At 39.9% G+C, this 7,575-nt stretch carries 9 protein-coding genes; 4 read left to right on the forward strand and 5 right to left on the reverse strand.

Features of this window, described 5'->3' with window-relative positions:
• Positions 1–7 precede the first annotated feature (7 nt).
• On the forward strand, positions 8–829 hold the full coding sequence (locus tag MED121_RS23815; RefSeq protein ID WP_009834854.1) for an ABC transporter substrate-binding protein: 822 nt from the start codon (positions 8–10) through the stop codon (positions 827–829).
• Between the two features lie 150 nt (positions 830–979).
• Here the strand turns inward: MED121_RS23815 and ribA are convergent, their stop codons facing one another.
• Both ribA and MED121_RS16420 read right to left on the reverse strand, forming a co-directional pair.
• Entirely contained in the window at positions 980–1,594 is a 615-nt protein-coding gene (gene ribA / locus MED121_RS16415) for a GTP cyclohydrolase II (RefSeq protein WP_009834855.1), read from the reverse strand.
• Between the two features lie 140 nt (positions 1,595–1,734).
• Positions 1,735–2,223 (reverse strand): Lrp/AsnC family transcriptional regulator, encoded by a 489-nt coding sequence (locus tag MED121_RS16420; protein WP_009834856.1) that lies wholly within the window; start codon positions 2,221–2,223, stop codon positions 1,735–1,737.
• A gap of 190 nt (positions 2,224–2,413) precedes the next feature.
• Here MED121_RS16420 and leuA point away from each other — a divergent pair, with 190 nt between their 5' ends.
• The gene (leuA, locus tag MED121_RS16425) at positions 2,414–4,087 is read left to right on the forward strand and encodes a 2-isopropylmalate synthase (protein ID WP_009834857.1); all 1,674 of its coding nucleotides are present in this window, start codon (positions 2,414–2,416) and stop codon (positions 4,085–4,087) included.
• A 239-nt stretch (positions 4,088–4,326) separates the two neighbouring features.
• Here leuA and MED121_RS16430 read toward each other — a convergent pair whose 3' ends face one another.
• On the reverse strand, positions 4,327–4,623 hold the full coding sequence (locus MED121_RS16430; RefSeq protein WP_009834858.1) for a hypothetical protein: 297 nt from the start codon (positions 4,621–4,623) through the stop codon (positions 4,327–4,329).
• Positions 4,624–4,859: 236 nt separating this feature from the next.
• Here MED121_RS16430 and MED121_RS16435 point away from each other — a divergent pair, with 236 nt between their 5' ends.
• The gene (locus MED121_RS16435) at positions 4,860–5,381 is read left to right on the forward strand and encodes a phosphatase PAP2 family protein (RefSeq protein WP_009834859.1); all 522 of its coding nucleotides are present in this window, start codon (positions 4,860–4,862) and stop codon (positions 5,379–5,381) included.
• A gap of 30 nt (positions 5,382–5,411) precedes the next feature.
• The gene (locus tag MED121_RS16440; protein ID WP_009834860.1) at positions 5,412–6,488 is read left to right on the forward strand and encodes an MJ1255/VC2487 family glycosyltransferase; all 1,077 of its coding nucleotides are present in this window, start codon (positions 5,412–5,414) and stop codon (positions 6,486–6,488) included.
• A gap of 73 nt (positions 6,489–6,561) precedes the next feature.
• On the opposite strand, the gene MED121_RS16445 is transcribed toward MED121_RS16440, so the two are convergent.
• Complete coding sequence (locus MED121_RS16445) at positions 6,562–7,002, reverse strand: DUF4174 domain-containing protein (RefSeq protein WP_009834861.1); 441 nt, start codon at positions 7,000–7,002, stop codon at positions 6,562–6,564.
• Positions 7,003–7,098: 96 nt separating this feature from the next.
• A partial coding sequence (locus MED121_RS16450) for a C-terminal helicase domain-containing protein (RefSeq protein WP_009834862.1) occupies positions 7,099–7,575 on the reverse strand: 477 nt, incomplete at its 5' end.

Below are 7,575 nucleotides of genomic sequence, written 5' to 3' on the forward strand. Positions count from 1 at the left end.
CATAGTCATGAAGCATTCTATTTTTGTCACTATCTTTACCTTGAGCAGCACCAGTTTCAGTTTTGCTGAAACCACTAAGATACGTTTAATCAGTTCTCAATTTGAGCCACTACAATACCAAGGTGAAAAACCTAAAGGCTATGTGGTGGATTTATTCAATAAACTCAGACCCATACTTAAATCCAAACACAAAATAGAATTGAGCCAAGTTGAATTTTTTCCCTGGAAAAGGGCCGTTCAAATTGCGTCTTATGAGAAAAATGCCCTCTTCTTCTCATTATCAAGAACAGATAAGCGTGAAAATAAATTTAAATGGCTAGCGCAGGTTTCTCCCTATGAGCAAGCTATCTTTTCTTTATCTGATAGCCTAGGTAATAACAAAAATAACGCTTTGCAAAATTGGCAAGACTTAATCAAGGCCAACAAAGTACTCGCCGTACAGTCTGGCAGTAATCTTGAGAACCATGTGTTTAATGAGCTTTTATTCCCTAAAAAGCTGGTTTCTTCTGTGCCGCACTACCTTATTAGTATCAAGATGTTGTTTGCCGGTAGAGTGGATTATATTCCACTGACGGCCTTCTTAGCAGAAGGTACACTGTGTAGAAATGGCTATCGAAATAACGCTCTGACTTACAATTTTTCAGTTGAAAAATTTGCCAGCCCGCTTTGGGCTGCTTTTAACCCAGACACAGATGATTCAATAGTGACTAAAGTACGCACAGAGCTAAACAGCTTGAGCAATTCAACTTGGTACAATCAACATCAAAAAAACACCATTCAAAAATGGAATCAATTACAGTGCTATCAACTCACAGGGCAACCTGGCTAACGAGAAACATACAGCAATCTAATAGAGCTTGATTGCTGGACCTTGTTTACTAGGCCTTGTTTGAGAGACGCTGTTTGAAAGAAATGAAGCGGTAAAAGCTTAGACACAAAAAAGGAGACTAGTTGTCTCCTTTTTTCACTGGGCTTAAATTTATTTTTTAAGCTTTTCTGAATCCAAAGTATGATTCATCTTTAATGCTTTAGTCTCTAGATATTGACGATTATGATCATTTACATGGACACCTGTTGGCAATATTTCTACCACATCAATGCCGTTTTCACCCATTTGTTTTGCCTTATCCGGGTTATTCGTAAGTAGTCGAACCTTGTGTACACCAAGGGCTTTTAGCATATTTGCAGCGACAGCAAAATCCCGATCATCTTGCGGCAAATGCAGCATTTCATTGGCCTGATAAGTATCATAACCTTGATCCTGTAAATCATAGGCATCTAGTTTGGCATATAAACCAATACCACGACCTTCTTGACGTAGGTAAAGAATGTAGCCCGCTTCGATATCGATTTTATCAATCGCCTCATCAAGTTGCTCACCACAGTCACAGCGGCCCGATCCAAATACATCTCCTGTCAAACATTCAGAGTGTATTCTCACCAAAGGGATATCATCTTTTTTTTGTTTACCGTCAAAGTGGATAGCAATGTGCTCTTTTCCTGTTTCATCACCTGAAAAGGAAATAAACTCAGCCATGACCTTACCTGCTCGAACAGGAATAACGACACGGCGTCTTTCTTTCAACTCACTCATATACTTGTCTCTACCTATATTGCCCTGACATGCAATTAATCTAATCAAGGAATAATGGGGTTCAATTTTATTTTTTAAAGTGTGATATCAACATTTTACTTGGCTTAATCGCTTTAAATATTGTTTTTTTATTTAACCACCTAATGCGCTTTAATTTGTTGTTGCAAATGCTCAAGCGGCAAACTGGTTCTATCGATTATTTTTTGCATCAAGAAACTGGAATGCACATCCGTCACCCCTGGAATCCGCAACAGACGCACTAGCAAGAACTCCTGATATTTATCCATATCCTCAACCACCACTTCAACCAGATAATCAGCAGAATGCCCGGTTACTAAACTTAAGGATTTTACTTCTGGATAAGAGGTTAAGCTGGACTCAAATAACTCAAACCTATCTGGTGTGTGCCTGTCCATGCTGACTTGAATAAAGGCGGTCAGCTTAAGCCCCAGCATCCTTTGATCTAACAAGGTGACTGATTTTATAATAATACCTGACTCTTCAAGGGCTTTAACACGTCTCAAACAAGGTGATGGCGAGAGTCCTACAATGTCTGCTAGCTCCTGATTGGTTAAGCTAGAATCTTGCTGAAGGACTTCAAGTATTCGTATATCTATTGTATCCAACATAACTTAACCCTATAAAATTTCAACAAACATAAATATACCGCAATATAATTGCCAAATTAATCTAAATTTTTATAAAAACGCAATTTTTTACCGTCAAAAAAAGAGTAAACTAACTCACACAACATAAGCACATGAGTTTAAAGAGATTATCCATCTCAAGAACAACTATCAAAGGGATAAAGGAAACACCATGAGTAACTTCGACCACAGCAAATACCGTCCATTTACCCCAGTCAGCTTGCCTGATCGTACTTGGCCAGATAAAACCATTACCAAAGCACCTATTTGGACCAGTGTTGATCTGCGTGATGGTAACCAGGCGCTGGTTGAACCTATGACGGTTGAGCAGAAAAAAGAGCTCTTTAAATTGCTAGTAGATGTGGGTTTCAAAGAAATTGAAATTGGCTTCCCTGCGGCATCTCAATTAGATTTTGACTTCTGCCGCTGGTTGATCGAAGAAGATCAAGTGCCTGCCGATGTAACTTTACAGGTACTAACACAAGCACGCCCTGAATTAATCGAACGCACTTACGAGTCCTTAATTGGTGCTCGTCGTGCCATAGTACATGTTTATAATTCCACTTCGACCACTCAGCGTGAACAAGTGTTCCGCATGGACAAAGAAGGGGTAAAAAACATCGCAGTAAATGGCGCAAAATGTGTCAAAGAATTTGCAGCAAAATACCCTGATACCGAGTGGGTCTTCCAATATTCACCAGAAAGCTTTACTGGCACAGAAATGGATTATGCGGTTGAAGTTGTGGATGCAGTGACTGATGTTTGGCGACCTACCCCAGACAACAAGATTATTATCAACCTGCCTGCGACTGTTGAGGTCTCAACACCTAACCGTTATGCCGACCAAATTGAATGGTTCTGTCGTAATGTAGCTAAACGTGACTGCATGTATGTCAGCCTTCATACTCACAACGATAGAGGTTGTGGTGTCGCAGCCGCAGAACTTGGCATGATGGCTGGCGCGGATCGAATTGAAGGCACCTTGTTAGGTAATGGTGAGCGTACCGGTAATATGGATGTCGTCACCATGGCAATGAATATGTATAGCCAAGGCGTTGATCCAGAGTTACAGCTTGGCGATATGGACCGTATTGTCAGCGTGGTTAAAGCCGTAACAAACCTACCGGTTCACCCAAGACATGCTTACGCTGGTGAATTAGTCTTTACTGCATTCTCAGGCTCTCACCAAGATGCAATCAATAAGTGTTTGGCAAATCAAACCGCAGACAAACCTTGGGATGTGGCTTACTTGCCAATCGACCCAAGAGATTTAGGCCGCACTTATCAAGAAGTGATTCGTGTTAACAGTCAGTCAGGTAAAGGTGGCGTCGCTTATACTTTAGAGCAAGAGCACGGCCTTGCCCTACCACGTTGGTTACAAGTTGAGTTTAGTCCTGTTGTACAGGTCTTTGCTGAACAAGATGGTGGCGTAGTGAATGGCGATACCATGAAACAATTATTTGAAGACACCTATTTAACGGGTAATGCGCCTTATAAATTAGGTAAATACGAATTGCAAAAAGATGGTCTAGACACAGTACGTGCTGATTTAACCATTGATGGCGATGTCATCAGCATTCATGGTCAAGGCAATGGTGCGCTTTCTGCCTTTAGCCAAGCATTAAGCACACACTTCAATCTTAAGTTGGATGTAGTGCAATACCAAGAACATGCTTTAACCGGCAGCACAGATTCTCAAGCCATTACCTATGTTCAAACGAACATTAATGGCAAACGTTATAACGGTGTCGCAATCGATGAAGATATTGTATCTGCATCTATGCAAGCTTTGATCGCCACCATCAATCAATATGCCCTTGCTAACACAGCACAAGATGTGGCTTAAAATACGGCATATAAAAACTTAAAAGCTATTTGTTATTTGAATTAAGTTGTTTGACTTAAAAGGTTAAACAACTTCACAAGAATGCTTGGTAGCATAGGGTTTTTAAGTTTAAACAGGACGTTAAAAACTTCATAAAAAAGTCGCTCACAAGGCGACTTTTTTATGCCTAAAACCTCTTCACATCACCTCGTACTCACTAAACGATTGCTCGTTAACATGCCTAGGCTTAATTTTTCACGCTATTTATATTCAAAATTAATCATTAGATAAAACATCACAGCGATGCCAAAAAATGAAACCAGCATGAATAAATAGCTTAGAAATAGATACACTTTATAAATGATAGCGTGATCAGCAACGTGTTTAATTGAAGCATGTAATCGATTCACACCAAAAACGGAAGCAAAGCCCCAAAATAAAATTAGAAAGAAGACGCCATAATCACTACCAACCACAAATCGCAAAAGCAAATACACACTCAAGTGCATTAGAATAAAAAAGGTAAAAACCAGCCCTGGGGTTACAATCAATCTCATTGTTTAATCCTTTAAATATGAGACGCTACTTTAAGGAAGGCTTAAAAATCTTCTGAACCCATTTCAAATTTTTTTAGACCTTATAAAGCAGACTTATTTAAACGTCTCATTCTATGACAACAATAAGTCCAGCGATAACCGCTCTTAGTACTTGTCATAAACCCTTCTTATATTTGTCATATATTATTCATATTGTCTTTTTAATATACAGTTAACAGCAGTAAAGAGGACAGGCCATGAATATTATCAGTCGTACCGATACCCACCTTTTTTATTGGCTATTCAAAAAAACCACAGCAAAGAATTGCTCATGGGTGAGAGCTATCTCCCATACCGGAGATGGACATTATTATTTAGTACTAGGGGTTGTGCTTTGGCTATTTGAACCTTTAGATGGTGCCATTTTTCTCTATACCGCCCTTCTGGCTTATGCTCTAGAACTACCTTTATATCTGGTGCTGAAGAAGTTAATCAAACGAGACAGGCCCTGTCATAGTTTCTCAGATCTCAGAGCTTATATCTCCCCTTCTGACAAATTTAGCCTGCCTTCTGGTCATACGGCAGCAGCATTTTTAATGGCTTATTTATTGGCTCATTATTATCCGTCTGTGACCTATTTGGTGTATACCTGGGCTAGCCTTATTGGCTTATCTCGCGTCTTGTTAGGCGTGCATTATCCAAGTGATATCTTAGCAGGCGCTCTACTTGGCCTCGCTATGTCAGCTGTTGGTCTCAACCTTTTTGTTATGCTTAATTAACCCTTTTGTCATGTTTAATTACGGAGCTTTATGAAAATCTTTTATGGCGTACAAGGTACAGGCAACGGTCATATAAGCCGTGCACGTGTTATGGCAAAGGCCTTTGCAAAGCGTGATGATATTCAAGTAGATTTTTTATTTTCAGGACGAGATCCAGATAACTATTTTGATATGCAGGTCTTTGGTGACTATCAAACCCGCCAAGGACTAAGCTTTGCAACGAAAAATGGCAAGATCTCAAAATTAAGCACCTTAAAAACCTTCAAACCGGTTCAATTTATAAAAGATATTCGTCAATTAGACCTTTCAAGTTACGATTTAGTATTAAATGACTTTGAACCCATTAGTGCTTGGGCCGCAAAGCGCCAAGGCATTCCCTCCATTGCCATTAGTCACCAAGCAGCCTTTTTAAAACCCATTCCACAAGACGGCAGCACCTTTTATAGCCAACTACTGCTAAAGCATTTTGCGCCATGTGAAGTCCAGCTAGGCGTGCACTATTACCATTTTGGCCATGACATTATGCCTCCCTTCATTGAAAATGAATTAACGACAAGCTCGATTAATAAGGAAATTTTGGTTTACCTTCCGTTTGAAAGTTTAGATGAGATAGGTGCTTTATTAGAATCCCTTGAAGGCTATCAATTCCATTGTTTCCACCCCGAATTAAAAGAAGATTATGATGAAAGCCATATCCATTGGCGTAAAACCAGCAAAGAAGGGTTTCATCAAAAATTAGAAACATGCGGTGGTGCCATTGCTAACGGAGGGTTTGAATTATCCAGTGAGTGCTTAAAGCTTGGTAAAAAACTACTCATAAAGCCCCTGCACGGTCAGTTTGAGCAATACTCCAACATAGTGTCATTACAAAAAATGGGGCTATGCCATAGTATGCCAAACCTAGATAAGACTCAGGTAGAGACATGGTTAGCCCAAAGTAAACCTGAGGCGATCGACTTCCCTGGCGACCCAAGTGTATTAATCGACTGGATTGCAAAAAAGGACTGGCACAATACCAAAGAGATTTGTCAGCAATTATGGCAGCAGGTTCGATTCCCAGATGTGGTCAATGAAAAACTTGGCATTAAAAATCCCCATACAATTTAATAATTAGGGCGGGCTTTTCAATCACGTTAGCCCTATCGGCCAAGATTTTCTAAACAGGATGAGTGACAATGAGTTAAGAGGCTTCTTTCATTTCTAATTGCCTCATGGGCATAGCATCAATTTGTTCAAATATGGCTTCGATCAAAAGATGATCACCAGTGCGTTTAACGCCGCCATCCTTACCGATTAAATAATAATGAGCTGTGTGCCTAGGAAACTGTGACGCTAGCGATTTAATAAACTGAGTACTTAATTTACCTTTAAAATTTGTGATTATCTCAGCTTGATTAAGGGAGAAAATAACCATATCCCTATCATCAATCTCATGTAAAAAAGGGTTAAGGGCAGCATAGGTTTTACTTGGCTCATCTGACCAAATAATTAATATACGATTTTGCCACCTAAGCTCAGAGACATTATCTAACTGTGCATCAGATGCATTTTGAGATACGCATTCAAACGACGCAAAAAGAACTAGGATAGGCAAAATAAATATCCTAATGAAAGATGGCATTTGAGTAACCTCCCTAAGTAGCAAGCAACAACTAACAAGCAGCACAAACTTAAAAATCAGCCTAAAGCTTAGCGATAAAGTGATTCAGCCGCTCAACTATTCCCCTTGGTTTAACCAAACATCAGCCGCCGCCGCTTTTTTCTTACGTTTTTTCTTACCCGTCCCCTCAGGTTTGGCCATGGGCTTATCCACCTTAGGGAGGTTTGTCGTATCGACTTCAAAGCCTTCGATCTCTTCTCTTTCAAGACGAATTTTGTTTTTCTTTTCTATAATGCCAAAGTGATGATAATCCTCATGATCGATTAAAGATAATGCCAAACCGACCTCCCCTGCCCGCCCACTTCGGCCAATACGATGCATATAATCAGCGGGGCTTCTAGGTAAATCAAAGTTAATAACAACAGGCAGCTTTTCAATATCAAGACCACGCGCGGCAATATCAGTCGCAATTAACACATCAATCTCGCCGGCTTTAAAAGCATCAAGCACACGATTACGCGCACCTTGCCCTTTATCGCCATGAAAAACATCCACATAAATATCACGTTTTGAAAGTTTATCTGCAAGATGCTC

Origin of the sequence: Marinomonas sp. MED121 (assembly GCF_000153025.1) — a bacterium.
Classification (GTDB): domain Bacteria; phylum Pseudomonadota; class Gammaproteobacteria; order Pseudomonadales; family Marinomonadaceae; genus Marinomonas.

What these genes read in the sequence shown, in the direction of transcription:
- MED121_RS23815 (WP_009834854.1), top strand. Translation starts at nt 8, where the DNA reads ATGAAGCATTCTATTTTTGTCACTATCTTTACCTTGAGCAGCACCAGT.
- ribA (WP_009834855.1), bottom strand. Translation starts at nt 1,594, where the DNA reads ATGAGTGAGTTGAAAGAAAGACGCCGTGTCGTTATTCCTGTTCGAGCA.
- MED121_RS16420 (WP_009834856.1), bottom strand. Translation starts at nt 2,223, where the DNA reads ATGTTGGATACAATAGATATACGAATACTTGAAGTCCTTCAGCAAGAT.
- leuA (WP_009834857.1), top strand. Translation starts at nt 2,414, where the DNA reads ATGAGTAACTTCGACCACAGCAAATACCGTCCATTTACCCCAGTCAGC.
- MED121_RS16430 (WP_009834858.1), bottom strand. Translation starts at nt 4,623, where the DNA reads ATGAGATTGATTGTAACCCCAGGGCTGGTTTTTACCTTTTTTATTCTA.
- MED121_RS16435 (WP_009834859.1), top strand. Translation starts at nt 4,860, where the DNA reads ATGAATATTATCAGTCGTACCGATACCCACCTTTTTTATTGGCTATTC.
- MED121_RS16440 (WP_009834860.1), top strand. Translation starts at nt 5,412, where the DNA reads ATGAAAATCTTTTATGGCGTACAAGGTACAGGCAACGGTCATATAAGC.
- MED121_RS16445 (WP_009834861.1), bottom strand. Translation starts at nt 7,002, where the DNA reads ATGCCATCTTTCATTAGGATATTTATTTTGCCTATCCTAGTTCTTTTT.